Source organism: Streptomyces sp. NPDC104761 (genome assembly GCF_055583445.1).
Genome location: NZ_JBVJNZ010000004.1, coordinates 96638 through 122405, shown reverse-complemented (window position 1 = coordinate 122405; position 25768 = coordinate 96638). Strand labels below are relative to the sequence as shown.

The following is a 25768-nucleotide window of genomic DNA, read 5'->3' as shown; positions in this document are numbered from 1 at the left end:
CGCTTCGGCCTCCGGCCTCGTCCTCGACCGCCGCACGGGCTCTGAAAACCACGTAAAGGACCCCGCATGACCCGCCAGCTCCATCTCAACGCCTTCCTCATGAACACCGGTCACCACGAGGCCTCCTGGCGTCTCCCGGAGAGCGACCCGTACGCGCACGTCGATCTCGGGCACTACGTCGGGCTCGCCCGGACCGCCGAGCGCGGCACCTTCGACTCGCTCTTCCTGGCCGACGGCCCGCACCTGTGGGGCAGCATCGGGCAGCGGCCGGCCGGAGCGCTGGAGCCGCTCACCCTGCTGACCGCGCTGGCCACGGCCACCGAGCACATCGGCCTGATCGCCACCGCGTCCACCTCCTACAACTCCCCCTACAACCTGGCGCGCAGGTTCGCCTCGCTGGACATCAGCAGCGGCGGCCGGGCCGGCTGGAACATCGTCACCACGGCGGGCGCGGAGGCGGCCCGCAACTTCGGCGTCGACGAGGAACCCGCGCACGCCGAGCGGTACGCGCGGGCCGCCGAGTTCCTCGACGTGGCGCTGAAGCTCTGGGACAGCTGGGAGGACGACGCGATCGTCGCCGACAAGGCGGCCGGCGTCTGGGGCGACGACGCGAAGATCCACCCGCCCCGGCACCGGGGCACGTACCTCAGTGTCGAGGGCGCCCTGAACGTGCCCCGCAGCCCGCAGGGTTACCCGCTGCTGGTGCAGGCCGGGTCGAGCGAGGACGGCAGGGCGTTCGCGGCCCGGTACGCGGAGGCCGTGTTCACCGCGCAGCAGACCGTCGAGGAGGCGCGGGCTTTCTACGCCGACCTCAAGGCACGTACGGCCGCGGCGGGCCGCGATCCGGACCACGTCAAGGTGCTGCCCGGCATCGTCCCCGTCATCGGCTCGACCGAGGCCGAGGCGCGGGCGCTCGAGCAGGTCCTGGAGGACCACATCGTGCACCGGCACGGGGTGGCCAACCTGGAACGACTGCTCCATGTCCCGGCCGGCACCCTGGAGTTGGACGCCGAACTCCCCGCCGGCCTCCCGCCCGAGGACGCCATCGAGGGTGCCAAGAGCCGCTACACCCTGGTGGTCGGGCTCGCCCGCCGGGAGCGGCTCACCGTGCGGCAGCTGATCGGCCGGCTCGGCGGCGGCCGCGGCCACCTGACCTTCGCCGGAACGCCCGAGCAGGTCGCCGACGCGATCGAGACCTGGTTCACCCAGGGCGCCGCCGACGGCTTCAACATCATGCCGCCCGTGCTGCCCTCCGGCCTGGAGTCCTTCGTCGACCACGTCGTCCCGATCCTGCGCGCCCGCGGCCTGCTGCGCACCGACTACGGCCCGCGCCGCACCCTGCGGGAGCGCTACGGCCTGCCCCGCCCCGCCAACCAGTACGTCACCCCCGCACTCGCCACCGCCTGAAACCCGCAGAGAATCCGAGAACCGAAAGGACGCCCCCGCATGTCCATCGAGATCCGCAAGGTCACCGCGAACATCGGCGCCCAGGTCCTGGGCGTGGACATCGCCAAGCCGCTCGACGAGGAGCAGGTCGCCGCGGTCCGCGAGGCCCTGAACGTCCACAAGGCCCTGGTCTTCGACGACGTCCGCCTCGACGACGAGGGCCAGGAGGCCTTCGCCCGGCACTTCGGCGACCTCACCACCGCCCACCCGACGGTGCCCGCCGTCGACGGCGCCCCGAACGTGCTGCCCGTCGACAGCGAGCGCGGCCGGGCCAACCACTGGCACACCGACGTGACGTTCGTCCTGAACCCGCCCCAGGCCAGCACCCTGCGCTCGCTCACGGTCCCGCCGTACGGCGGCGAGACGCTGATCACCAGTTCGGCCGCCGCCTACCGCCAGCTCCCGGAGCCGCTGCGGGCGCTGGCCGACACGCTGTGGGCGGAGCACACCAACGACTACGACTACGCCGTGCCGGACGAGGAGATCGACGCGGAGAAGGCCGCGCAGCGCGCCCAGTTCACGTCGATCAAGTTCCGCACGGTCCACCCGGTCGTCCGGGTGCACCCGCTGACCGGTGAACGCGGGCTGTTCATCGGGGGGTTCGCGCAGCGGATCGTCGGGCTGTCCAAGGACGAGTCCCGCAGGATCCTCGACCTGCTCCAGGCGTACGTCACCCGTCCCGAGAACATCCTGCGTCACCGCTGGTCCCCGAACCAGCTGGTCCTGTTCGACAACCGCATCACCCAGCACTACGCCGTCGACAACTACGACGGCGCGCCGCGCCGCCTCAACCGCGTCACCGTCGCCGGTGACGTCCCGGTCGGCATCGAGGGCAAGGAGAGCTACTCGATCGAGGGCGACGCCTCTCATTACACCTCCGTGGCCGCGTGACCACGGTGCGCTGACGGCGCGTCCGCTCCCGCGAGGCCCTCACATGACGACACGTGGGGGCCTCGCTTCTTGCCCCCGTCCGGCTTGTTGTTGCTAATGTGTAGTTGCAAGCCTTTTGCAATAAGAGGTTCGGAGGGGATCCACACCCATGCCCGTCTACACGCTCCCTGAACTGCCGTACGACTACTCGGCGCTCGCACCCGTGATCAGCGCCGAGATCATCGAGCTGCACCACGACAAGCACCACGCGGCGTACGTGAAGGGCGCCAACGACACCCTGGAGCAGCTGGCGGAGGCGCGGGACACGGGGAGCTGGGGGTCGGTCAACGGGCTGGAGAAGAACCTGGCGTTCCACCTCTCCGGCCACATCCTGCACAGCATCTACTGGCGGAACATGACCGGCCCGAAGGACGGCGGTGGCGAGCCGCTGGCGGCGGACGGCGTGGGCGACCTGGCGGACGCGATCACCGAGTCATTCGGCTCGTTCGCGGGATTCAAGGCCCAGCTCACCAAGGCGGCGGCCACCACCCAGGGCTCCGGCTGGGGCGTCCTGGCGTACGAGCCGGTCAGCGGGCGGCTGATCGTGGAGCAGGTCTACGACCACCAGGGCAACGTCGGCCAGGGGTCCACTCCGATCCTGGTCTTCGACGCCTGGGAGCACGCCTTCTACCTGCAGTACAAGAACCAGAAGGTCGACTTCATCGACGCGATGTGGGCCGTGGTCGACTGGCAGGACGTGGCCCGCCGGCACGCCGCCGCCAGGGAGCGCGGCGACAGCCTGCTGCTCGCCCCCTGAGCCGCCGGGCCACCGATACGTCCTGCCTCGTGATCGTCTTCTCACCGTTCACCGGGGGCAGGCGGAGAGAGGGGAGCCCCCGCGAGGACGTGACTCGCGGGGGCTCTCCGGTGCGCGGGGGCTCTCTGCACGACGTCGAGGAACTGGCGGACGCCCGCCTCCGCCACCGCTCCGCGAGGAGGGGTACCGGGCCGTGATGTCCGGAATCCGCCCCGATCGGACGGATTCCGGACTCATCACCGGTGTGCCGGTCCTCCTATGCTCCTCGTTCCCGATTCGTTCCCGATGCGAGGAGGCGTACGTGGCCGACGTCCGATGCCCGAACTGCAAGGGGCCCCTCAAGGAGTTCCGGGACCTGAAACCCGACGAGATCCCGGCCGCCGAGGCGGCGGTGAGCAAGTACCCCGGCGAGCGGGCCGAACGCTTCCGCCCCCAGGCCTACCACCGCTGCACGGCGCCTGGCTGCCGCCGTATCCAGCGCAAGGACAACTGGCAGGTGGGGGCCAATCTGCCCGAAGGCTTCTAGCGATCCCTACAGGTTGCTGAAGTCGGGGCCCTTGGTGCGGGTCCGCTTGATCTCGTAGAAGCCGGGGACGGAGGCGACCGCGAGGGTGCCGTCCCACAGGCGGGCCGCCTCCTCGCCCTTGGGGGCGGGGGTGACGACCGGGCCGAAGAAGGCGATCTGCTCGCCGTCGGAGCCGGGGACCGCGATGACCGGGGTGCCGACGTCCTGGCCGACCTTGTCGATGCCCTCCTTGTGGGAGGCGCGCAGTTCGGCGTCGAACTCGAAGTCCTCCTGTTCGGCGTAGTCGATCAGGTCGGCCGGCAGGCCGACGTCCGCGAGGGCGCCCGCGATGGCCTCCACCGTGGGGCCCTCGCCGTTGTTGTGGATCCGGGTGCCGAGCGCGGTGTACAGCGGGCCGAGGATGTCGGCGCCGTGCTTCTGCCAGGCCGCGGTGACCACGCGGACCGGCTGCCACGCCTTGACCGCGAGCATCTCGCGGTACTCCTCGGGCAGCTCGTCGAGCTTGGGCTCGTTGAGGACGGCGAGGCTCATGATGTGCCAGCGGACCTCGATGTCCCGGACCTTCTCCACTTCCAGGACCCACCGGGAGGTCATCCAGGCCCAGGGGCACAGCGGGTCGAACCAGAAGTCGACGGGGGTCTTGCCGGAGCTGGTCACGGTCTCGGACATGGTTCTCCTCGGAATACGGCCTTTTCCTGCGGCAACACCGTCACCGGCCACCTCATTCCCGGGTGCCCGCCGTCAGGGGCACGTGGGAGGATCGGTGCTGTTCCGGCTACCGACGACGACGTGTACCGACCCGAAGGAGTGCCGCCCGTGCCCGGTGAGAATCTGTCCCGCGACGAGGCCCGGGAGCGGGCCGCCCTGCTGTCGGTCGACGGGTACGACGTGTCGCTGGACGTACGGTCCGCCGTCGGGGAGGGCCAGGACGAGCCGCGCACCTTCCGCTCGGTGACCACGATCCGCTTCCGGTGCAACGAGCCGGGCGCGTCGAGCTTCGCCGACCTGATCGCGCCGGGCGTGACCGCCGTGACCCTGAACGGCAAGGACCTCGACCCGGGCGAGGTCTTCGACGGCACCCGGATCGCCCTGGAGGACCTGGCCGCGGAGAACGAGCTGGTGGTGGACGCCCGCTGCGCCTACTCCCGCACCGGCGAGGGCCTGCACCGCTTCGTCGACCCCGAGGACGGCGAGGTCTACCTCTACACGCAGTACGAGCCGGCCGACTCCCGCCGGGTCTTCGCGAACTTCGAGCAGCCGGACCTCAAGGCGCCGTTCCGCTTCGAGGTGCGGGCGCCCGAGGGGTGGACGGTGTGGAGCAACGGCGCCGGTGAACTCGCCGACGGGGTGTGGCGGTTCGCGGAGACCAAGCCCATCTCGACGTACATCACGTGTGTGGTGGCGGGCCCCTACCACTACGTGACGGACTCGTACTCGCGCACCCTGCCGGACGGTTCGACGCTGGAGATCCCGCTCGGCGCGATGTGCCGCAAGGGCCTCGCCCCCTACTTCGACGCGGACGACGTCTTCCTCGTCACCAAGCAGGGGCTGGACTTCTTCCACGAGCACTTCGACTACCCCTACCCGTTCGGCAAGTACGACCAGGCGTTCGTGCCCGAGTACAACCTCGGGGCGATGGAGAACCCGGGTCTGGTGACCTTCCGGGAGGAGTACATCTTCCGGGGCAAGGTGACGCAGGCGTCGTACGAGGCGCGCGCCAACGTGATCCTGCACGAGATGGCCCACATGTGGTTCGGCGATCTGGTCACCATGGTGTGGTGGGACGACCTGTGGCTGAAGGAGTCCTTCGCGGACTTCATGGGCACGTTCGCGAACGTCGGCGCGACCCGTTTCAAGAACGCCTGGACCACCTTCGCCAACCGCCGCAAGGCCTGGGCGTACCGCGCCGACCAGCTGCCCTCCACGCATCCGGTCACGGCCGACATCCGCGACCTCCAGGACGCCAAGCTCAACTTCGACGGCATCACCTACGCCAAGGGCGCCTCGGTCCTCAAGCAGCTGGTGGCCTACGTCGGCCAGGACGCGTTCCTGGAGGGCGCCCGCCGCTACTTCAAGCGCAACGCGTACGGCAACACCCGCCTCGGCGACCTGCTGTCGGTCCTGGCCGAGACCAGCGGCCGGGACATGGCCGCCTGGGCCGGCAAGTGGCTGCAGACGGCGGGGGTGAACTCGCTGACCCCGCAGGTGCTGCTGGACGGGGACGGCAGGGTGGCCGAGCTGGCGGTGCTGCAGGAAGCGGCCGAGTCGCACCCCGAGCTGCGCCCGCACCGGGTGGCGATCGGCCTGTACCGGCTGGAGGGCGGCGACCTGGTCCGGTACGCGCGTGCCGAGGCGGACGTGGACGGCCCCCGCACGGTGATCACCGAGCTGGCCGGTGCCGACGCCCCGGAGCTGGTCCTGGTCAACGACGACGACCTCACCTACTGCAAGATCCGCTTCGACGAGACCTCGCTGGCCACCCTGCGCGAGCGGCTCGGCTCGCTCACCGACCCGCTGGCCCGGGCGCTGTGCTGGTCGGCGCTGTGGAACCTGACCCGGGACGCGCTGCTGCCCGCCCGGGACTTCGTCGGCCTGGTCCTGCGGTTCGCGAGCCGCGAGTCGGACATCGGCGTGCTGCAGATGCTCCAGGCGTGGGCGGAGTCGGCGCTGGTCCACTACGTGGCGCCCGAGGGCCGGGAGGCGGCCGGGCGGCTGCTCGCCGAGGGCGCCCTGCGGGAGCTGCGGCAGGCGGCGCCTGGCAGCGAGCACCAGCTGGCCTGGGCGCGGTTCTTCGCGTCGACGGCGGCGGACGGTGCCGACCTCCGGCTGCTCCAGGACCTCCTGTCGGGGGCGGCGGTGATCGACGGCCTGGACGTCGACCAGGAGCTGCGCTGGGCGTTCCTCGAACCACTCGCCGCGCACGGCGTGGCCGACGAGTCGCTCCTGGCGGCCGAACTGGCCCGGGACGACACGGCGTCCGGCAAGCGCCACCAGGTGCGGTGCCTGGCCGCCCGTCCGTCGGCGGCGGTGAAGGCGCAGGCGTGGGCGCAGGTCGTGGAGTCGCAGGCGCTGTCCAACGCGCTGGTGGAGGCGACGATCGCGGGCTTCGCCCAGGCCTCGCAGCGGGAGCTGCTGGCTCCGTACGCCGACAAGTACTTCGAGGTCATCGCCGGGATCTGGGAGGACCGCTCGATCCAGATCGGCATGGACGTGGTGCGGGGCCTGTACCCCTCCTACCAGGACCGTCCGCAGACCCTGGCGGCGACGGACGCGTGGCTGACGGCGCACGCCGACGCGCCGCCGGCGCTGCGCCGGCTGGTCCTGGAGGCCCGCGACGACCTGGCGCGGGCGTTGCGCGGACAGGAGTGCGACGCGCGCGCCGCCGAGGCCGCCGCGAGCTGACCTTTGGCCAGAGGTCACTCGCCGGGTGACCGTTACGCAATTCATTCCATCATGGCCGTAACCCCTGGTCCCCACCCATCCGGACCAGGGGTTTTGGCCCCCTACTCGGCATCCGAACACCCGTCCTTTAGTACCGTGTTGTCCGCATTTTTCGACGAACGCGTAACACCGGTTAAGGACCCCGCCGGCCCCGGGAATCCCGAGGCCATGACCCACAACACCCCGCTCTCCCCCCGCCCCCTCCGCCACCTGTCCGACGTCCACCGCCGGGTCCTGACGACGGCCCAGCTCCGCTCGCACGGCGTCGCGGCCACCGAGATCGCCGATCAGTGCCGGCCTGGCGGCCCCTGGCAGCAGCTGCTCCCGGGTGTGGTCCTGCTCCACCCCGGCCCGCCGACCAGCGAGGAACGCCTGCACGGCGCGCTCCTGTTCACGGCGCGCGAGCCGGCCCCGGGCGTCCCGGCGCAGCCGACCCCGGACTCCCCGCACCGCCCGCTCTACGCGGACGCCGTGATCACGGGCCTGGCGGCGCTGACCCTGCACGGCTTCTCCGCCACCCCGCCGCTGCCCGCCCTGGACCACGTGGACGTCCTGGTCCCCAGGATGCGCCGGCTGCGCTCCACCTCCTACGTCCGCGTGCTCCGCACCCCGGCCCTGCCCACCCCCGAGCAGGTCACGGGCCTCCCGGTCGCCCCGGTCCCCCGCGCCCTCGCGGACGCGGTGGCGGACCTGACCGACGCGGAGGCGGTACGGCGGCTGCTGACCGAGGCGGTGCGCGGCGGCCACTGCGAACCGGCGGCGGTGGTCCGGGAGCTGAACCAGGCGAAACTGCTCTCCCGCCCCCACGTGGTGGACGCCGTCGACTCCCTGGTCGCCGAGGGCCGGGCCATCGCCGAGGACCGCCTGTACCGGATGGTCCACGAGTACGGCCTTCCCGACCCGGTCTGGAACGTGGACCTGAGGCTGCCGGGCGGCCCGCACCTGGGCGGCGTCGACGCCTACTGGCCGGAGCAGGGCGTCGCCGTCGAACTGGACACCCGCGCACCGCGCCACGACGAGGACGCCCTGTGGTCCGAGTACGCCCGCAAGCGCGAGCACCTGGAACGGCTCGGCATCACGGTCGTGTACCTCACCCCGCGAAAGCTCCGCGAAGGGATGGAACAGCAGGCGGCGGTGGTCCGCACGGCCCTGATGGCAGCGGACGACCGCGACCCGGCCGCGTACGTGGTGGTCCTGCCGCGCTGAAGAGCGCCCCCCGGAACAGCACCCCCCGAAGGTGCCCTGCAGGGGCGCCGGGGGCACCCCCGGCCGAAGGCTGGGGGAGGAACTGCGCGACCGGCCACGACGGCGCCGCAGCCGGCCGACGGCACGCGGCAGCGCTCGGGCACGGGTCACGGGACCAGAAGAGGCCGCCGGTTCGGAGGGGGACCGACGGCCTCTTCTCACGCGTCCGCCGCCGCGGGCAGGCGCTACTGCCCGCCGACGCCCGGCCGCAGCTCGTCGCGCACGTCACCGACGACGTGATCGAGCAGGTCGGCGTAGGCGGCGATCATCCGGGTCCGGCTGAACCGCTCGCGGCTCGCCGCCAGCGCGGGAGCGAACAGCTCGCGGTCGGCCACCGCCGCCGACCAGGCGAAGGCGATCGCGTCGGGGTCGAAGGGCGTCACGAACCCGTGCCCCTCGACGATCGAGGCGCTGTCGCCGACGTCCGTCGTGACCGGGACGGCACCGCACATCATGCCCTCGATGAGGCAGAGCGGCGCCGCCTCGCCGGAGACGGAGGTGAGGGCGACGACGTCGGAGCCGGCGTACACGGTCTCCATGTCGTGCCGTACGCCGAGCAGGTGCAGCCGGTCGCCGAGGGCCGCCCGGTCGGCTCCGAAGGCGACCTCGATGTCGGCCCACAGGGCGGGGTTGTCCTCGGTCATCCCGGCCCCGCACATCACCACGTGGCCGCCGCCCTCGCGGGCCAGCCAGGCCCGCGCCGCCCGCAGGAAGAGCGGCACGTTCTTCATGCCGGCGTACCGGGCGGCGAACACGACGACGGGAGCGTCCGGAGCCGTGACGGGGATGCCGAGGGACTCGCGGAAGGCGAGCCGCAGCGCAGCGTCCGGCCGGAAGCGGAGCAGGTCGACGCCGTTCGGGATCACGTGCAGCAGCTCGCCGGGGATCCCGGCGGCCTCGTACGCGTCCCGGGTGGACTCGGCGCAGCACACGCAGGCGGCCACCGTGCCGTCCGCGATGGCGGCCTTGAGTTCGTCGAGTGCCCGGCCCTGGTTCTCCGGGTCGGACCGGTGCAGGCAGACGACGACGGGTCGGCGCGGCAGCCCGGCCTGGTTGAGCAGCGCGAGCGGCTGCTCCTTCAGCGACAGGATGACGTCCGCGCCGGCCATCGCCCGTGCCGTGTCGGCCAGCTCCGGGCCGCTGAAAACCGACGCCGCGACGGTGCCGTCCACGAGTCCCGCCGTGCGGCCGAGGGAGGTGACCTCGATGCCACCGGCCGTAAGGGCCTGGTAACACGCGTCGTCCTCCATGCGCTGCGTGGTGGCTTCTCGGTGGACCTCACCGTGCAGACTCAGCACCCGATGCCACTGCTGTCCGCCCTCCACCAGGCCCAGCAGTACATCACTGTGCACGATCCGGGCTCCCCCGGAGAAAAAGCCCTCGTAGACCGAGAGCACACGAAGTCCGAGCCGAGCGCCCACACGAACACCTGCCTTGCACCAGATCGAGCCATCCCCGGGATCCGCGGGTTAGCCGATATGAGGCGGTACGGACGTTTCATTCGGATGAACGGAATGTCTCGTGTCGAAGTCGGCTGCGTTTACAGGATCAGCTCCGGGCGCACTGCCGCCAACATCATTCCGCTTCCCTCGCCGCCACCCTCCTGACCTGGGCTTTTGTGAGGGCATTCGATTCCCCCGCACCCTCCGGACGGGTGCGGCCGACGGCAAAAAATCGGCAAGCGGAGCCCCCCGGACGCGCGACGATGTCACGGGCCGCGCTCGGCGTCGGGGCGGGCGTTGAGACGGGCGGCCCTGCGGGTCAGGTGGTCGCGTTCGGCGAGGTTCGCGGCCGTGCGGGCGGCCTCGGCGTACAGCCGGGGGCCGTCGGCCTCACCGACGGCGACCGCGGGGTACCGGGGCAGGCCCGGGTCCAGCTCGGCGAGGGCGGCGAGGGGCGGCCCGGCGGCCGTCCGCCTCGTGGCCGCCTTCGTCCCTGGGACGGAGCCGGCCACGGGTTCTCGACATCGCCGCCGGGGACTTTTCAGGCCTTCTTCAGGACCAGCTCCGTGTTCCGGTCCGTCGTCTCGCCGGCGAGGGCCTTGCCGGCGCCGGGGGCGTTGAAGGCCAGCTCGCGGTAGAGGGCGGCGAGGCCGGTCTGGGAGAGGTCGGCGAAGTCGGTGCGGTGCGGGGCGGCGGACTCGATCAGGGTGGTGAAGAGCGAGATCGTGCCGTCCTTGTTGTCCACCAGCTCGACGATCCTCGCGAGGTGCGGGTAGTCGACGTGCGAGGCGGTGGTGATCTCCCAGAACGCGTTGCCGTTGGACGCCTTGTGCGGGGTGATGAGGTTGCGGTGGATGTGACCGTTCACCCAGGCCAGCACGTTGGCGTGGCGGTTGAGCACGGTGATCAGCTCGGCGCCGGTGTGGCGGCGGTCGCTCGGGTGGGCCGGGTCGGGACGGGTGTTGGTCATCGACTTGCCGGTGTGGTGGCTGAAGACGACCGCGTAGGAGTCCTTGTTCTCCCGCAGGGTCTTCTCCAGCCAGGCCAGCTGGACCGAGCCGATCGATCCGTCGTAGTGGCCGCCCGCGTCCGTCGTGTCCAGGCTGATGCCGATGACGTCGTCGGAGATGCGGAAGGCGTAGTACTGGGTGCCCGCCGCCACGTTGGCGCTGGAGTAGCCGTGGCCGACCGGGCCGAGGCCCTGGTAGGCCGGGTCCAGGTGGGCCTTGAGGTAGTCCGCGGAGGTGTAGGGGGCGCGCTTCTCGTCCGCGGTGACCGAGCGCATCGACCGGGCGTGCGCCTTGAGGAAGTCGCGGTAACCGCTGCCCTTCGGGTCCTGGGCGTTGCGGATGGAGTCCTGGAGCTTCTTGGCCTCGGCGTCGCCGACCGACATCAGCTTCTTGCCGGCGACCGCGGCCGCGACCAGGTAGGGGTCGGCGTGCGAGCCGTAGCAGCCGAGCGGCAGGGCGTCGTGGTTGCCGACCGTGGAGTACCAGGGCAGGTTGAGGCCGGGGCTCCGCACCTCGCGGATCGCGGCGGCCAGGTAGCCCGCGAGGTGCGGGAAGCCGAGCGCCTTGTCCTGGTCGCGGACGGTCGAGGAGGCCTGCCAGTACAGCTTCATCCCGCTGTTCTGGACGCCCTCGTAGTGGTGGGGGTCGCCGGTGTTGGGGGTGATCCGGCCGCCGCTCATCACCTTCATGAACCACTCCAGTTCGGAGTGGGCGTTGTTGTCGGTGTTGTCGCCGGTCGTCATCACGAAGTGCAGCGGCGAGCCGGTGACCGGGGCGCCGCGCAGCGCGTTGACCCGCTCGACGAGCGAGACGGCGCCGGGCACGGTGAGCGCCTCGTGCGGGCGCCAGGCGTGCCGGTCGTGGACGCGCACGTACTCCAGGCGCAGCGGGTGCTGGACGTCCATCAGGTGCAGGTCGGTGAACTGCACGAACGCGGCGAGTGCGGTACGGCGGCTCTCCCGGCCGGACTTGGCGGCGGCCAGGTCGGAGCGCAGCACGCGCGACCAGCCGGCGCCGTCGCCGAGCCGCCGGTAGCCGGAGCTGTTGCGGGGCGCGGCGACGGAGGCGAGGGTGGTCCCCTTGGTGTACGGGGCGAGGGCCGCCACGGGGGCCTTGCGGCCCTCGGCGACCGGCTGCTCCTCGGCCGCGGCGGGGGCGGCCTCGCTGTCGGTGGGACGCAGTGCGTAGCCGATGCCCGCGGAGAGCGAGACGGCTCCGGCGGCGGCGAGCACGGTACGGCGGTTGATCTCCAGTGCCTCGCGGCCCTTGTGGGCCGCGGAGGTGGCGACAGAGCGTATGCGCGACATGGCGCGATCTCCCCGAGTACGAACGCGTCGGCAGTGGTCGCGGGCGATCGCTTCCGCGAACTTCCCGCTCACTGTGGATCGTTGGCACCGGGGGTGACCTGCGCGTGAACGCGGCGGCAACGCGCAGCGCCGATCACCGTACGTGGATCAGCCGAGGTGGGGACCGGTCATGGAGCGGATTGCGGGCCGCCGGGGCCCGGCTACTCCGCGTTCATCTGCCGGGGTAGGGGAGGGTCTCCGGCGCTTACGACTGCTCTTGTGCAAACCGTCCGGCGGCCGGCCGCTCCCGCCACAGCCGCAGGGCGGTGTCGATCAGCGGGACGCGCCTGAGGGACGGTACGGCGTCGAGGTGCTGCCAGGCGGCCATGTCGGTCGAGCCGCCGACCTCGTTCCTGAGCTCGCCGCCGACGATCTCTCCGGTGTAGACGATCCGCACCCCGTGGTGGTCGGTGGCGGGGCGCCGCAGACCCGCGCGGGGGAAGCGGACGCGGTTGGAGTCGATGCCGAGCAGGCCGGTGACCTCGATGCGGTAGCCGGTCTCCTCCAGGAGTTCGCGGCGGACGGTGTCGTAGGGGTCCTCGCCGTGCTCCATGCCGCCGCCGGGCAGCACCCACTCGGGTGTGCCGTCGTCGGCCGGTGACCGGGCGAGCAGGATCTGACCGTCACGGACACACACGGCGTAGGCCGCCACCCTGAGCTTCTCGCGCACGTCGGCACGGTAGGGCCGACGACGGCCCGCGGCCAACGGGATTTCCTTTCACAGCAAGGACACAGATAGGGGGTTTTCCCCATACGTTCATTTCGATTCGGTCAACGTTCCCAAAAAGCCGTTCCCTTGGGTAAAGCTGTGCGCCTACACGCCGGTTCTTGACCAAGTTCCGGCCGCTCCATGCTCGTTCCTTTACCTACAAGGGATGCAGATGACCCTCAGCCCCCAGCACGACCCGATACCGGGCCACAGACGCCTGGGCCGCATGGCCCTCGCCGTCGGCGTCGTGGCCGCGCTCGCCGCCGCCGGGCCGATACCCCTGGCCGCCGCCGCGACCCCGGCCGCCGCGTCCGCCGGCACCGCCGACCCCGGCACCAAGTCGGCCCACGACAAGCTCGGTTCGGACGACGCCGAACTGCTCGCCGAGGCCAAGGCCGCAGGCGCCAAGAACGTCACGATGATGATCGCGACCGCGCCGGGGCAGACCGGCCAGGTCGCCGAGGAGCTGGACGCGGTCAAGGGCGGCTCGGTGGGCCGTACGTACGACAGGCTCGGCTACGTCCGGGCGACCGTCCCCACCGGGCGGGCGGACGCGGCGATCGCCGCCGCCGCGAAGCTGTCCTCGGTGCACGCGATCGACCTGCGCCAGGAGATCCAGCTCGACGACCCGGCGGTGAGCGGGACCGGCGCCACGGCAGCCAAGTCCGGCAAGTCCGGTTCCCCTTACGCGGGGCCGGACAAGAACACCCCCGCCGAGAACCCGTACAACCCGTCCTTCGAGACGGGCGCCGTCGACTTCGTCAAGGAGCACCCGAAGGCGGACGGCCGGGGCATCACCATCGGCATCCTCGACTCCGGCGTGGACCTCGGCCACCCGGCGCTGCAGAAGACCACCACCGGCGAGCGGAAGATCGTCGACTGGGTGACCTCGACCGACCCCATCGTCGACAGCGACCAGACCTGGCGTCCGATGGTCACGGCCGTGTCCGGGCCGAGCTTCACCTACGGGGGCAAGACCTGGACGGCGCCCGCCGGGTCGTACGAGATCAGCACCTTCAAGGAGTCGTACACCACCGGCGGCGACGCGGCCGGTGACGCCAACCGCGACGGGGACACCACCGACAGCTGGGGCGTGCTCTACGACCCGGCGGCCGGCACGGTCACCGTCGACCTGAACAACAACAACGACTTCTCCGACGACACGCCGATGAAGCCGTACAAGGACGGCTACCAGATCGGCTACTTCGGCACCGACAACCCGGCGACCGACGTCGTCGAGCGGCAGCCGTTCGTCGTGCAGATCCGCAAGGACGTCCCCATGGACCCGTACGGCGGGGACTGGGTCGGCAAGAAGGCGGACTTCGTCAACATCGGCGTCATCGAGTCCGAGCACGGCACCCACGTCGCCGGCATCACCGCCGCCAACGGCCTGTTCGGCGGGAAGATGAACGGCGCGGCCCCCGGCGCGAAGATCGTCTCCTCCCGGGCCTGCACCTGGACCGGCGGCTGCACCAACGTCGCCCTCACCGAGGGCATGATCGACATGGTCGCCAACCGGGGCGTCGACATCGTCAACATGTCGATCGGCGGCCTCCCGGCGCTGAACGACGGCAACAACGCCCGCGCCGAGCTGTACACGCGGCTCATCGACACCTACGGCGTGCAGCTGGTGATCTCGGCCGGCAACTCCGGCCCGGGTGCGAACACCATCGGCGACCCGGGGCTGGCCGACAAGGTCATCTCGGTCGGAGCGGCCATCTCCAAGGACACCTGGGCCGCCAACTACGGCTCCCAGGTGACGACCAAGTACCAGCTGCTGCCCTTCTCCTCGCGCGGTCCGCGCGAGGACGGCGGCTTCACGCCGACGCTGGTCGCGCCCGGCGCCGCGATCAACTCCACCCAGACCTGGCTGCCCGGCTCCCCGGTCGCCGAGGCGGGCTACTCCCTCCCGGCCGGCTACTCGATGCTCCAGGGCACCTCGATGGCGTCCCCGCAGGCGGCGGGCGCGAGCGCGCTGCTGCTGAGCGCGGCCAAGGAGAAGGGCATCGCCCTCTCCCCCGCCGACCTGCGCACCGCGCTGACCTCGACCGCCCACCACATCAAGGGTGTCCAGGCGTACGAGGAGGGCGCGGGCCGCATCGACATCGTCGACGCGTGGGAGTCCATCCGCCACCACGCCACCGCGCACGACTACACCGTGAAGGCGCCCGTCGACACCGCGATCGACTACGCGCTGAAGACCCCGGGCTACGGCACCGGCCTGTACGACCGTGAAGGCGGCCTGAAGGCCGGGCAGAAGAAGACGTACGACGTCACGATCACCCGTACCTCCGGCGCGGACAAGGCGGTCCGGCACGAGCTGCACCTGGCGAACAACGCCGGGCACACCTTCAAGATCCTCGGCTCCGACGAGGTGACGCTGCCGCTGAACCAGCCGGTGACGGTCAAGGTGCAGGCCAAGCCGAAGAGTTCGGGCATCAAGTCCGCGATCCTCGAGGTCGACGACCCGCGGACCGAAGGCGTCGACAAGCAGATCCTGACCACGGTCGTGGTGTCGGACCCGGTCCACTACACCTACTCGGCGTCGGGTTCGGTGCAGCGCAACAGCTCCACCTCGTACTTCGTGACCGTGCCCGAGGGCGCCACCTCCCTCGAGGTCGCGATGAGCGGGCTCGCCGACAAGAGCCAGACGCGGTTCATCGCCATCCACCCGTACGGCACTCCGGTCGACAACACCGGTACCCCGTACTGCTACAACAACTACCTGAACGGCAACGGCTGCACGCCCGACGTCCGTTCGTACGCCGACCCGCAGGCCGGGGTCTGGGAGATCGAGGTCGAGGCGCGCCGCACCTCGCCGCTGCTCGACAACCCGTACCAGCTGGGCGTCACCGTGCTCGGCGCGGCCTTCGACCCGGCGACCGTGACCCTGCCCGAGGCGAAGGTCGGCACCCCGGTCACCGCCTCCTGGAAGGTCACCAACAAGTTCGCCGCCCTCGACGGCACGCTGGTCGGCGGCCCGCTCGGCTCGTCGAAGACGACCCGCCCGGCCATCAAGGAGGGCGAGACCCAGACCACGACGGTGACCGTGCCGGCGGGCGCGAACTCCCTGGACGTGGCGATCGGCAACGTGTCGGACACCTCGGCCGACCTGGACCTGACCGTGTACGACGCGTCCGGCAAGCAGGTCGCGCAGTCCGCCGACGGCGACTCGGAGGAGGCGGTCTCGATCGCCTCGCCGGCCGCGGGGACCTACACGATCAAGGTCGTCGGCTACTCGGTCCCGGCAGGTTCCACCGACTACGACTACCGGGACGTGTTCTTCTCCGCCGCGCTCGGCTCCGTCACGGTCGCCGACTCGACGCCGGTCAAGCTCGGCACGGGTGCCTCGGCCACGGTGACCGGGCAGGTCACGGCGGCCGCGGCGGCCCCCGAGGGACGTGAGTTCTTCGGCCGGGTGCAGCTGGTCAACGCGCGCGGCACGGTCGCGGGCACCGGCAGCGTGCAGATCGAGAAGGTCACGCCGTAACGGGGTGACACGCACGGGAAGGGCGGGCGTCCTGCGGGGCGCCCGCCCTTTCAGCTGTCCGGGCACGTCATGATCCGCTGTCCGCGCACGTCATGATCCGCTGTCCGGGCACGTCATGGTCCGCGATGCGGGCAGGTCGCGGACGATCCAGGACCGCTCCGCGGCGATCCGGGCCTCCCCGACCGCGTACCGGTCGGGCACCTGCTGCCCGGCCCTGACGCCCACCAGGAGGCGGGCGCCGGTGCGGATCCGGGCGTCGGTGCCGGAGTCGAGGAGGAACTCCACCTCGTCGGCGGTCTTCGCCGGTTTGTAGGCGCGGGTCACGCGCAGGGTGACCCGTTCCCGGCCGGAGTCGGGGAGCTGCCGCACCCCGGTGACCGTGCCCTCGACGACCAGCCGGGCGCAGGCGAGGTAGCCGGGGCCGCCGGCCTGCTCCTTGCCGCCCTGACCGGCCGAGCCGGCCGCGCTGCTCGCGGCCTTGTCGGAACTGGCACTGCCCGACAGGGAGCCGGAACCGCCGTTCGCCGCGAGCCATCCGATGCCGAACACGGCCCCCGCGAACGCGGCCGCGAGGGCGCCGGCGAGACCGAGGGCGCGGACGCCGGGGTGCTGCCAGGGGCGGCGGCGTCCGGCCGGCCGGGGCCGGGGCTCCGGGCGCGGGGGTGGCGCGGCCAGGGTGTCCCCGATGATCCCGAGGTGCTCGCGCAGGAGCGCGACATCGGCGGCGGCCGCCCGGTGCTCGGCCATGAAGGCGGGGTCGGCGCGCTGCTCGGCGGTGAGCGGCTCGTCCGCGAGCACCGCGAACAGGGCGTCGGTGCCGTCCGGCTCACCCGGATCGCCGCCGTGTCCGGCGGGCATGTGGTCGGCGGGCATGGTCACACCACCTCGTCCTCGTGCAGGCGGGCGCGCAGGGCCCGTACCGCCGTGTGCAGCCGGCTCTTCACCGTGCCCTCGGGGATGCCCAGCTCCCCGGCTATGTCGCGTACCGGCAGGTCGGCGTAGAAGCGCAGGACGAGGATCTGGCGCTGGGCGTCCGGCAGCTCGTCCAGACCGCGGGCGACGGCGACGGAGAGCAGCCTGCTGTCCTCGCCGACGGCGTGGTCGGGCTGGCGGAGGGAGGCCAGCCGTTCGCCGAGGCGTTCCTGGCGGCGCTTGGCACGGTGCCAGTCCATGGCGAGCCGGGAGGCGACGACCGCCGCCCACGCCGACACGTCCCGCGGCGCCTCCTGGCCGCTCGCGGCCCGCTCCAGCAACCGCAGACGTACCTGCTGTACCCCGTCCGGCAGGTCCGCCTGCGGTACGCCGCCCAGCGCGAGCACCGCCCGCACCCGGCGCTCCTGGTCCGCGTCCAGGGGATCACCGTGCTGGTCCCCCCGGTCGCGGCGGGCCTTTCTGCGCAGCACAACCCACCCCCTCACCGCGTTTCTCCTACGACGCCGCAGCCCCCGGAAACGTTCGCCCGGTTCCCGGAAATCTTCCGCGCGGTGTCCCGGGGGACTCCCGAGGCGTACGTCACACCGGCGGGCGGCGCAGCACAGCTTGCGGTACGACGGCCGGGCGGAGGTAATTTCTGCAGCTCAGCGGGGGTGCGGGCGGGAGTTCCGCGGGCCGGCTGGTCCGGTCGGCGGGCATGGCGCGCAAAGAATTGGACAGGCTGGCCCTGGTCGGCCGCATGATGGAAAGGCCGTAGACACACGTCAACGTATGCAGAGGGAGTCGCTGTGAGGGTCGGAATCGTCGGAGCCACCGGTCAGGTCGGCACGGTCATGCGCAGGATCCTCGCGGAGCGGAACTTCCCGACCACGGAACTGCGCCTGTTCGCCTCGGCCCGCTCGGCCGGGACCGTGCTCGACGGTGTGACCGTGGAGGACGCGGCGACCGCCGACTACACGGGCCTGGACATCGTGCTGTTCTCGGCGGGCGGGGCCACCTCGAAGGCGCTCGCGGAGAAGGTCGCCGCCCAGGGTGCCGTCGTGATCGACAACTCCTCCGCATGGCGCAAGGACCCCGAGGTCCCGCTGGTCGTCTCCGAGGTGAACCCGCACGCGATCGCCGACCGCCCCAAGGGCATCATCGCCAACCCGAACTGCACGACCATGGCCGCAATGCCGGTCCTGAAGGTGCTGGACCGGGAGGCCGGTCTTCAGGCGCTGGTCGCCACCACCTACCAGGCGGTGTCCGGGTCAGGTCTGGCGGGCGTCGCGGAGCTGCACGGCCAGGTGCAGAAGGTCGCCGCCGACGCGGAGAAGCTCACCCACGACGGCACCGCGGTCGACTTCCCCGAGCCGCAGGTCTACAAGCGGCCCATCGCCTTCAACGTGCTGCCGTTCGCCGGCAACCTCGTCGACGACGGGCTGAACGAGACCGACGAGGAGCAGAAGCTGCGCAACGAGTCCCGGAAGATCCTGGAGCTCCCCGAGCTGAAGGTCTCCGGCACCTGCGTGCGCGTCCCGGTGTTCTCCGGGCACTCCCTCCAGATCAACGCCCGGTTCGCCCGGCCGATCTCCCCGGAGCGGGCGACCGAGCTGCTCGCGGACGCCCCGGGTGTCGAGCTGTCCGACATCCCGACCCCGCTGCAGGCGGCCGGGCGCGACCCGTCGTACGTCGGCCGGATCCGGCGCGACGAGACGGTGGAGAACGGGATCGCGTTGTTCGTCTCCAACGACAACCTCCGCAAGGGGGCTGCGCTGAACGCCGTGCAGATCGCTGAGCTGGTGGCGGAGGAGCTGGCTTCTTAGGGGCCGGGCGCCTCGGGGGGAGCCGCGTTCCGTCGTCGGGCGGGTGCTGCGCCGTCCTGGCTGGTCGCGCAGTTCCTCCCCCAGCCTTCGGCCGGGGGTGCCCCCAGCGCCCCTTTCAGGGGCGCTGATGCCAACGTTCGTTCTCCAGGGGATTCACATATGAGCGAAACCCGGTCTGCCTGCGGCAGCTCACGCGTCCTCGACGGCAAGGTCGCCATGATCACCGGGGCCTCCAGCGGGATCGGGGCGGCTGCCGCGCGGTTGTTCGCGCGGGAGGGGGCGGCCGTGGTGGTGACGGCGCGACGGGCGGAGCGGCTGCGGGCGCTCGCCGAGGAGATCTCCGCCGGCGGCGGTCGGGCGCTGGCCGTGCCGGCGGACGTGGCCTCGGCCGAGGACGTCGAGCGGGTCGTCCGGTCGGCCGTCGACGCCTTCGGACGCCTGGACTGCGCCTTCAACAACGCCGGGTTCGGCACCGCCGGCACCGAGCTGCACGAGACCGGCCAGGACGTCTACGAGCAGACCATGGACGTCAACGTGCGCGGGGTGTGGAACTGTCTGCGCTTCCAGATCCCCGAGATGCTGGGGGCCGGCGGCGGCACGATCGTCAACACGTCGAGTGTCGCGGGGCAGCGGGCCACCGGGGCGTCGGCGGCGTACGTGGCGGCCAAGCACGCGGTCCTCGGGCTCACCCGGGCCGCCGCGGCCGAGTACGCGCAGCGCGGCATCCGCGTCAACGCACTGGTGGTGGGCAGCACCCGCACCGAGATGATGGACCGGGCCGTGCGGACCATGCCGGAGCTGCGGGAGCGGTTCGAGGACGAGACGCTCCAGAAGCGCATGGCGGGACCCGACGAGGTCGCCGAGGCCGCGCTCTGGCTGTGCAGCGACCGCGCCTCCTTCGTCACCGGCGCGGCGGTGCCGGTCGACGGCGGCACGACGGCGGCCTGACGGCAGCGGCCCGCGCGATCTCTGGGGTTTTCCCTCGTCGCCCTCCTCCCCGGTCCCGTGGAAGGATGGCGCAACCCACACATAACGAGGAGATGACCGCGTGCCTGGCACAAACCTGACTCGCGAAGAGGCGCAGCAGCGGGCGAAGCTGCTCACCGTTGACTCGTACGAGATCGATCTCGACCTCTCCGGCGCGCAGGAGGGCGGTACCTACCGGTCCGTGACCACGGTGCGCTTCGACGTCGCCGAATCCGGCGCCGCGTCCTTCATCGACCTGGTGGCCCCCGCGGTCCACGAGGTCACCCTGAACGGTGACGCCCTCGACCCCGCCGAGGTCTTCGCGGACTCCCGGATCGCGCTGCCGGGGCTGCTGGAGGGCCGCAACGTCCTGCGGGTCGTGGCCGACTGCGCGTACACCAACACGGGTGAGGGTCTGCACCGGTTCGTCGACCCGGTCGACGAGCAGGCCTACCTCTACACCCAGTTCGAGGTGCCGGACGCCCGCCGGGTCTTCGCCAGCTTCGAGCAGCCGGACCTCAAGGCGACCTTCCAGTTCACGGTGAAGGCGCCGAGCGGCTGGACGGTCGTCTCGAACTCGCCGACGCCCGAGCCCAAGGACGACGTCTGGGTCTTCGAGCCGACGCCCCGCATCTCGTCGTACATCACCGCCCTGATCGTCGGCCCGTACCACTCGGTGCACAGCGTGTACGAGAAGGACGGCCAGAGCGTGCCGCTCGGCATCTACTGCCGGCCCTCGCTCGCCGAGTTCCTCGACTCGGACGCGATCTTCGAGGTGACCCGGCAGGGCTTCGACTGGTTCCAGGAGAAGTTCGACTACGCGTACCCGTTCACCAAGTACGACCAGCTGTTCGTGCCGGAGTTCAACGCGGGCGCGATGGAGAACGCGGGCGCGGTGACCATCCGCGACCAGTACGTCTTCCGGTCCAAGGTGACCGACGCGGCGTACGAGACGCGGGCCGAGACCATCCTGCACGAGCTGGCCCACATGTGGTTCGGCGACCTGGTCACCATGGAGTGGTGGAACGACCTGTGGCTGAACGAGTCGTTCGCCACCTACACCTCCATCGCCTGCCAGGCGTACGCTCCCGGCTCGCGCTGGCCGCACTCGTGGACGACGTTCGCGAACTCCATGAAGACCTGGGCGTACCGGCAGGACCAGCTGCCCTCCACGCACCCGATCATGGCCGAGATCCGGGATCTCGACGACGTGCTCGTCAACTTCGACGGCATCACGTACGCCAAGGGCGCGAGCGTCCTGAAGCAGCTGGTCGCGTACGTCGGCATGGACGAGTTCTTCAAGGGCGTGCAGGCGTACTTCAAGCGGCACGCGTTCGGCAACACGCGCCTGTCCGACCTGCTGGGCGCCCTGGAGGAGACCTCCGGGCGTGACCTGGGCACCTGGTCGCAGAAGTGGCTGCAGACGGCCGGCATCAACGTCCTGCGCCCGGAGGTGGAGACCGACGCCGACGGTGTCGTCACCTCCTTCGCCATCCGCCAGGAGGCCCCGGCGCTGCCGGCCGGCGCCAAGGGCGAGCCCACGCTGCGCCCGCACCGGATCGCGATCGGCCTGTACGACCTCGACGAGGCGACCGGCAAGCTGGTCCGCACCGACCGGATCGAGCTGGACGTGGACGGCGCGCTGACCGCCGTACCGCAGCTGTCCGGCCGCCGCCGCCCCGCGGTGTTCCTGCTCAACGACGACGACCTGTCGTACGCCAAGGTCCGCCTGGACGAGGAGTCCCTGCACGTCGTCACGGAGCACCTCGGCGACTTCGAGTCCTCGCTGCCGCGCGCGCTGTGCTGGGCCTCGGCCTGGGACATGACCCGGGACGCGGAACTCCCCACCCGGGAGTACCTGTCCCTCGTGCTGTCGGGCATCGGCAAGGAGTCCGACATCGGTGTCGTGCAGTCGCTGCACCGCCAGGTGAAGCTCGCCATCGAGCTGTATGCCGACCCGACCGCCCGCGAGGCCCTGCTCACCCGCTGGACCGACGCCACGCTGGCCCACCTGCGGTCCGCCACGCCGGGCAGCGACCACCAGCTGGCCTGGGCGCGCGCCTTCGCGGCCACCGCCCGCACCCCGGAGCAGCTGGACCTCCTGGACGGCCTGCTGGAGGGCACCCACACCATCGAGGGCCTGGCCGTCGACACCGAGCTGCGCTGGGCGTTCGTGGAGCGGCTGGCCGCGGTCGGCCGCTTCGACGAGGCGGAGATCGCGGGCGAGTACGAGCGGGACAGGACCGCCGCCGGTGAGCGGCACGCGGCCACCGCCCGCGCCGCCCGCCCGACCGAGGAGGCGAAGGCGGAGGCCTGGGCGTCGGTCATCGACTCCGACAAGCTGCCCAACGCCGTGCAGGAGGCGGTGATCGGCGGCTTCGTCCAGACCGACCAGCGTGAGCTGCTGGCGCCGTACACCGACAGGTACTTCGAGGTCCTGAAGTCGGTGTGGGACTCCCGCTCGCACGAGATCGCCCAGCAGATCGCGGTCGGCCTCTACCCGTCCCTCCAGGTCTCCGAGGAGACCCTGGCCAAGACGGACACCTGGCTGGCCGCGGCCCAGCCGAACGCGGCCCTGGCCCGGCTCGTCTCGGAGTCCCGCGCGGGCGTCGAGCGCGCCCTGAAGGCCCAGGCGGCGGACGCGGCGGCCCAGTAAGCGGTACCGCGTCGGGGCGCCCGGTGGGATCTCCGCCGGGCGCCCCGCCCTGTGTACGAGGTACCCATCACCCAGGGCGAGTTGAGTATCCGTGCTCACGCCCGGGGCGGTCGCGCGTTGCGAGGATCGACGCAACGGCGCGGCAGTCGGCGCCGGTCCGTCCGGCTCGGGCAGCCCGAGCCGGCCCAAGCCAGCTATGGAGAACTCGCCATGTCCCGTCGTATCGCCCTGTCCGTGGTGGCCGGTGTCGTCGTGCTCGGAGGTGCCGGGGCCTTCGCCCTCGCCTACGCCGGCGAGCAGGACCCGGCGCCCGCCCTGGCGCACAGCACCGTCCGCTACACCGCCCCCGGGGCCGGTCACAAGGGCTCGCTCTCCTTCACCACCGAGGTCACCGCGCCCTCCGGTGTGCGGAGCCTGAAGGTGCTGGCGTGGCCCGAGCGGTCCGAGTTCGCCGGCAAGCCGCTGACCGCCAAGGACATGGCCTCGGTGGAGTCGGCGACCTGCACGCCGGCCGGCGGTCACACCGTCCGGTGCGGGTACGGGGAGGCGGTGTCCGCCGCCGACGTCGCGTCGTCCGCGCACGGCGCCTGGCACATCGCCGTGCTGGCCACGGCGAAGGACGGGCACACCACCCTCGACACCGAGGCGGCGGACTTCACCCTCGCGTGAACCGTCGCCCGGCGCTCAGCCGGCGCCCACCCGGCGCTCAGCCGACGTGGGTGGCCAGCGCCTTCTCGACGTCCGGCGCCTGGGCGTCCTCGCCGGCCCAGGCCACGTATCCGTCGGGGCGTACCAGCAGGGTCGTGCGCCGGTCGCTCGCCCAGCGGGCCGCGGTCAGGCGGTCGGCGCGTTCCGTACCCGGGTCGTACGGGCCCGGGGCGACGAGCACGAACCGGCCCCCGCGCAGGGCCTCGTAGAGGCGGCCGCCGCCGGCCAGGGCGAGGTCCGGGACGCGGGCGCCGGTGAGGCGGTGCGCGCCCCTGGGGGCGGGGTACCGGTAGCCGATGCCGGTGACCTGGCCGACCGCCTTACGGCGGGCCGGGGCCAGGTGGTCGAGCGCGGTGGCGAGCGCGGCCCGCACGGGCAGCTGCCAGCCCTTGGCCATCGCGAGGCGGACGATCGCGCCGCTGCTGCGCAGGACCGTCCGGCCGACGGGGTGCCGTTCGCTCTGGTAGGTGTCGAGCAGGTCCGGGCCGGCGTGGCCGTGCAGCACGGCGGCGAGCTTCCAGCTCAGGTTGGCCGCGTCCTGGAGACCGGTGTTCATGCCCTGGCCGCCGGCCGGGGTGTGCACGTGCGCCGCGTCGCCGGCCAGAAAGACCCGGCCGACCCGGTAGCTGGGCGCCTGGCGCTCGTCGCTGTGGAAGCGGGACATCCAGCGGGCGTCGTGCATCCCGTAGTCCCGGCCCAGGGCGAGGCGGGTGATCTCCTTGATCTCGTCGAGGTCCACCGGCTCGTGGTCGGGGACGTCACGGCCGCGGTGCCAGCAGATGACCCGGTGGTAGCCGTCGCCGAACGGCGCCAGGAACGCGAACGCGTCGCCGACCGCGGCGGCCGTCAGCAGCGTTTCGGGCTGCTCGCCGAGCAGCACGTCGGCGAGGACCACGGACCGGATCGCCGACCTTCCGGGGAACGGCAGCCCGACCGCCTCCCGCACCACACTGCGCATGCCGTCGGTGCCGACGACGTACGCGGCGCGCACGTCCTCCCGGCCCTTGACGCGCACGGTCACGCCGTCCGCGTCCTGGGTCAGGCCGGTCACCTCGCAGTCGTGGCGGAAGTCGACACCCGCCTCGGCGGCCCGGCGCTCCAGCACCTTCTCCACCTCGTACTGCGGGAGGACGAGGACGTGGTTGAAGCGGGAGGGAAGGACGCCGAGGTCCAGGGTGAGCCCGTCGAAGAGGTTCATCCTGGTGATGGGCCGGCCGACGGCCTCCAGGTCGTCGGCGAGACCCCGGGCGTCGAGCTGCTCCAGGGCGCGCGCGTGCAGGACGAAGGCGCGGGAGAGGTTGCTGATCTTGTGGGGGCGCTTTTCGAGGAGCGTGACCGGGACGCCGGCGGCGGCGAGGTCACCGGCGAGGAGCAGGCCGGTGGGGCCGGAGCCCACGACGATCACTCGGGAGTTCTCGGGGGTGCCAGTCGTGCCGTTCATGGGGGCCTCCTGGTGCCGGCGCGCTGGTTTGCCAACATCTGCCGACAAACACATATCCAACGCATATTGACCAACACATATTGACCAACGCTTGTTGACCAACGCTTGTTGGCCAACAGCCGTTGACCAACGCTCGTCGGCAAGCCTAGGTCAGGGCGATTCCGCGGTCAACACTTGTTGGCCCACATTTGTTGGCCTACGCTCGTTGGCATGACCGGCACCCCCAGTAGGAGCACAGCTCCTGCGCACGGCCCGACGGCACGCCGCTCCGACGCCAGCCGCTCCGCCATCCTGGCCGCCGCCCGCGAACGCTTCGCGGCCGACGGCTACGAACGCGCCACCATCCGCGCCATCGCCAAGGACGCCCGCATCGACCCCTCGATGGTCATGCGCTACTTCGGGAGCAAGGACGGCCTCTTCGCGGCGGCCGTCGCGCTGGACCTGCGGATGCCCGACCTGTCCCAGGTGCCGCACTCCGAGGTGGGGCGGGCACTGACGAACCACTTCCTGGACGTCTGGGAGGCGAACGAGGAACTCACCGCGGTGCTGCGGGTCGCCGTCACCAACACGGCGGGGGCCGAACGCCTGCAGGGCATCTTCCGGGAGCAGGTGGTGCCGGTGGCGCAGCGGGTGTGCCCGGATCCGGAGCAGGTGGCGGCGCGGGCGGGGCTGTGCGCGGCACAGCTGATGGGGCTCGCCCTGACCCGTTACGTGGTGCGGCTGCCGCCGGTCGCGGCGTTGGCCCGGGAGGAGATCGTGGCGTGGCTCGGGCCGACCGTGCAGCGGTATCTGACCGCGCCGAGCCCCTGAGGAACGCGCCGAGGGGGGGGGGGGGGGGGGGGGGGGGGGGGGGGGGGGGGGGGGGGGGGGGGGGGGGGGGGGGGGGGGGGGGGGGGGGGGGGGGGGGGGGGGGGACG

At 71.8% G+C, this 25768-nt stretch carries 20 protein-coding genes; 12 read left to right on the top strand and 8 right to left on the bottom strand.

Going from position 1 to position 25768, the window contains the following annotated elements:
* Nucleotides 1-66 precede the first annotated feature (66 nt).
* The 4 genes from ACZ63F_RS13435 to ACZ63F_RS13420 all read left to right on the top strand — a co-directional run bounded on the left by ACZ63F_RS13435 (nt 67) and on the right by ACZ63F_RS13420 (nt 3659).
* Nucleotides 67-1407 carry an LLM class flavin-dependent oxidoreductase gene (locus tag ACZ63F_RS13435; protein WP_469710711.1) on the top strand — a complete coding sequence of 447 codons (1341 nt, stop codon included), beginning with the start codon at nt 67-69 and terminating at the stop codon, nt 1405-1407.
* 39 nt (nt 1408-1446) lie between these two features.
* A complete protein-coding gene (locus tag ACZ63F_RS13430) occupies nt 1447-2337 on the top strand; it encodes a TauD/TfdA dioxygenase family protein (protein WP_351959197.1) in 891 nt (296 codons plus the stop codon).
* A gap of 148 nt (nt 2338-2485) precedes the next feature.
* Nucleotides 2486-3133: a superoxide dismutase gene (locus ACZ63F_RS13425; RefSeq protein WP_469710709.1), complete on the top strand. Its 648-nt coding sequence runs from the start codon at nt 2486-2488 to the stop codon at nt 3131-3133.
* A 301-nt stretch (nt 3134-3434) separates the two neighbouring features.
* Nucleotides 3435-3659, top strand: coding sequence for a hypothetical protein (locus tag ACZ63F_RS13420; RefSeq protein ID WP_391374782.1), 225 nt, complete (start codon nt 3435-3437; stop codon nt 3657-3659).
* A 6-nt stretch (nt 3660-3665) separates the two neighbouring features.
* Here ACZ63F_RS13420 and ACZ63F_RS13415 read toward each other — a convergent pair whose 3' ends face one another.
* Complete coding sequence (locus ACZ63F_RS13415; RefSeq protein ID WP_469710706.1) at nt 3666-4328, bottom strand: mycothiol-dependent nitroreductase Rv2466c family protein; 663 nt, start codon at nt 4326-4328, stop codon at nt 3666-3668.
* 147 nt (nt 4329-4475) lie between these two features.
* Here ACZ63F_RS13415 and pepN (ACZ63F_RS13410) point away from each other — a divergent pair, with 147 nt between their 5' ends.
* Together pepN (ACZ63F_RS13410) and ACZ63F_RS13405 are read left to right on the top strand one after the other, a co-directional pair.
* Nucleotides 4476-7061 (top strand): aminopeptidase N, encoded by a 2586-nt coding sequence (gene pepN / locus ACZ63F_RS13410; RefSeq protein WP_469710704.1) that lies wholly within the window; start codon nt 4476-4478, stop codon nt 7059-7061.
* Between the two features lie 207 nt (nt 7062-7268).
* Nucleotides 7269-8306: a hypothetical protein gene (locus tag ACZ63F_RS13405; protein WP_469710701.1), complete on the top strand. Its 1038-nt coding sequence runs from the start codon at nt 7269-7271 to the stop codon at nt 8304-8306.
* A 224-nt stretch (nt 8307-8530) separates the two neighbouring features.
* On the opposite strand, the gene ACZ63F_RS13400 is transcribed toward ACZ63F_RS13405, so the two are convergent.
* The 4 genes from ACZ63F_RS13400 to ACZ63F_RS13385 all read right to left on the bottom strand — a co-directional run bounded on the left by ACZ63F_RS13400 (nt 8531) and on the right by ACZ63F_RS13385 (nt 12813).
* A complete protein-coding gene (locus tag ACZ63F_RS13400; RefSeq protein WP_469711373.1) occupies nt 8531-9742 on the bottom strand; it encodes a glycosyltransferase in 1212 nt (403 codons plus the stop codon).
* Nucleotides 9743-10053: 311 nt separating this feature from the next.
* Nucleotides 10054-10299 carry a hypothetical protein gene (locus ACZ63F_RS13395; protein ID WP_469710699.1) on the bottom strand — a complete coding sequence of 82 codons (246 nt, stop codon included), beginning with the start codon at nt 10297-10299 and terminating at the stop codon, nt 10054-10056.
* A 29-nt stretch (nt 10300-10328) separates the two neighbouring features.
* Nucleotides 10329-12104, bottom strand: coding sequence for a TIGR03767 family metallophosphoesterase (locus tag ACZ63F_RS13390; RefSeq protein WP_469710698.1), 1776 nt, complete (start codon nt 12102-12104; stop codon nt 10329-10331).
* Between the two features lie 244 nt (nt 12105-12348).
* Nucleotides 12349-12813: an NUDIX hydrolase gene (locus tag ACZ63F_RS13385; RefSeq protein ID WP_469710696.1), complete on the bottom strand. Its 465-nt coding sequence runs from the start codon at nt 12811-12813 to the stop codon at nt 12349-12351.
* 211 nt (nt 12814-13024) lie between these two features.
* Between ACZ63F_RS13385 and ACZ63F_RS13380 the strand changes: the two genes are divergently transcribed.
* The gene (locus ACZ63F_RS13380; protein WP_469710693.1) at nt 13025-16342 is read left to right on the top strand and encodes a S8 family serine peptidase; all 3318 of its coding nucleotides are present in this window, start codon (nt 13025-13027) and stop codon (nt 16340-16342) included.
* A 90-nt stretch (nt 16343-16432) separates the two neighbouring features.
* Here ACZ63F_RS13380 and ACZ63F_RS13375 read toward each other — a convergent pair whose 3' ends face one another.
* Both ACZ63F_RS13375 and ACZ63F_RS13370 read right to left on the bottom strand, forming a co-directional pair.
* Nucleotides 16433-17215, bottom strand: a complete 783-nt coding sequence (locus ACZ63F_RS13375) for a hypothetical protein (RefSeq protein WP_469710691.1) — start codon at nt 17213-17215, stop codon at nt 16433-16435.
* A 2-nt stretch (nt 17216-17217) separates the two neighbouring features.
* A complete protein-coding gene (locus ACZ63F_RS13370; RefSeq protein ID WP_093502985.1) occupies nt 17218-17745 on the bottom strand; it encodes an RNA polymerase sigma factor in 528 nt (175 codons plus the stop codon).
* Nucleotides 17746-18063: 318 nt separating this feature from the next.
* Here ACZ63F_RS13370 and ACZ63F_RS13365 point away from each other — a divergent pair, with 318 nt between their 5' ends.
* From ACZ63F_RS13365 to ACZ63F_RS13350, 4 genes are all read left to right on the top strand, one after another.
* Nucleotides 18064-19080: an aspartate-semialdehyde dehydrogenase gene (locus tag ACZ63F_RS13365; RefSeq protein WP_469710690.1), complete on the top strand. Its 1017-nt coding sequence runs from the start codon at nt 18064-18066 to the stop codon at nt 19078-19080.
* Between the two features lie 159 nt (nt 19081-19239).
* Entirely contained in the window at nt 19240-20028 is a 789-nt protein-coding gene (locus ACZ63F_RS13360) for an SDR family NAD(P)-dependent oxidoreductase (protein WP_469710687.1), read from the top strand.
* A 100-nt stretch (nt 20029-20128) separates the two neighbouring features.
* Nucleotides 20129-22702: an aminopeptidase N gene (gene pepN / locus ACZ63F_RS13355; RefSeq protein ID WP_469710685.1), complete on the top strand. Its 2574-nt coding sequence runs from the start codon at nt 20129-20131 to the stop codon at nt 22700-22702.
* Between the two features lie 210 nt (nt 22703-22912).
* Nucleotides 22913-23371: a DUF5707 domain-containing protein gene (locus ACZ63F_RS13350; protein ID WP_469710683.1), complete on the top strand. Its 459-nt coding sequence runs from the start codon at nt 22913-22915 to the stop codon at nt 23369-23371.
* 37 nt (nt 23372-23408) lie between these two features.
* Here the strand turns inward: ACZ63F_RS13350 and ACZ63F_RS13345 are convergent, their stop codons facing one another.
* Nucleotides 23409-24851 (bottom strand): FAD-dependent monooxygenase, encoded by a 1443-nt coding sequence (locus ACZ63F_RS13345; protein ID WP_469710681.1) that lies wholly within the window; start codon nt 24849-24851, stop codon nt 23409-23411.
* Nucleotides 24852-25061: 210 nt separating this feature from the next.
* Between ACZ63F_RS13345 and ACZ63F_RS13340 the strand changes: the two genes are divergently transcribed.
* A complete protein-coding gene (locus ACZ63F_RS13340) occupies nt 25062-25661 on the top strand; it encodes a TetR/AcrR family transcriptional regulator (RefSeq protein WP_469710678.1) in 600 nt (199 codons plus the stop codon).
* Nucleotides 25662-25768: the final 107 nt, after the last annotated feature.